The sequence below is a fragment of the Candidatus Methylomirabilota bacterium genome (genome assembly GCA_028870115.1).
In the GTDB taxonomy this organism is placed as follows: domain Bacteria; phylum Methylomirabilota; class Methylomirabilia; order Methylomirabilales; family Methylomirabilaceae; genus Methylomirabilis.
In genome coordinates this window covers 1-1017 of sequence record JAGWQH010000110.1, presented here as the reverse complement: position 1 = coordinate 1017, position 1017 = coordinate 1, and the positions used below count along the sequence as shown (strand labels likewise).

3 protein-coding genes are annotated in these 1017 nt (G+C 57.1%); all 3 read right to left on the bottom strand.

Annotation, left to right across the window (positions count from 1 at the left end; all coding sequences use genetic code 11):
* Nucleotides 1-309 (bottom strand): NADH-quinone oxidoreductase subunit A (gene ndhC, locus KGL31_13650; protein MDE2322935.1); only part of this gene is annotated, 309 nt, incomplete at its 3' end.
* A 51-nt stretch (nucleotides 310-360) separates the two neighbouring features.
* Entirely contained in the window at nucleotides 361-681 is a 321-nt protein-coding gene (locus tag KGL31_13645) for a F0F1 ATP synthase subunit C (GenBank protein MDE2322934.1), read from the bottom strand.
* 75 nt (nucleotides 682-756) lie between these two features.
* Nucleotides 757-1017 (bottom strand): F0F1 ATP synthase subunit A (locus KGL31_13640; GenBank protein ID MDE2322933.1); only part of this gene is annotated, 261 nt, incomplete at its 5' end.

Sequence of the window (1017 nt, the reverse complement as noted above, 5' to 3'; positions counted from 1 at the left end):
CAGGAGGATACCGAGGAAGAGAATCATTTCGATCAACCCGAATAGCTTCAGACTATTCAGGATCACCGCCCAGGGATATAGGAAGACGATCTCGATGTCGAAGATAATGAACAACATCGCGACCAGGTAAAACTTGACCGAAAACCGCTCCCGGGCGGAGCCTACCGGGTCAATCCCGCACTCGTACGGAGTGAGCTTCGCGTGAGTGGGCCGCCGAGGCCCGAGCACGTGCGATACAAAGAGGATGGCGAGGGCAAAACCGGCCGCCAACAGGATCAGGATAAAGATCGGTAGATACGAGAGAAGCACCGCGTCCTTCTCCTGGGCGATCGGCTATCGCCCCCCAAGCCTCACTCTCTGCTATGCACCAGGAACCACGTACTTGATGAAGGGATTCGCGAAGAAGATAATGAGAACAACAAGGAGGACATAGATGGCCAGCGATTCGATCAGCGCGAGACCGATAATCATCGCGACCTGGATCTTCGGAGCCGCCGCCGGCTGCCGACCAATTGCGTCCAGCGCGCTCACGATAGCCCGGCCCTGACCGATCGCCGCCGCGGCCGAGGCAATAGCCATGGCGAATCCCCCCGTGAGGACCGACACGACAAAGAAGGTCGAAGAAGACTCAGGCGCGGCCCCTTCAGCGGCAAACGCGACCTGGGACCCAAGGGCAACCATAACCGTCACCAACAGCAGAACAAGCGCTCCTTGTGTACGATTCATCGGCACAACTCCTTTCAGAACGAGATGGGGTTAGTGGTGCTCCTCGTGCTCGACTTGGACCGCTCCAGCGATATACACCATGGACAGCATCACAAAGACGAAGCTCTGGACGATGCTGGTAAAGAGACTCAGGGGCATCATGATGCCCAGATAGATGACATACGGAATACCTAGCCAGATCAAAGACAGCAGGATGGCAACGACGCTCTCCTCCCCAAAGATGTTGCCGAATAGCCGGATCGACAGGGAGATCGGCCGGGCGAGGTGGCCGATGAACTCGATGGGGAACAT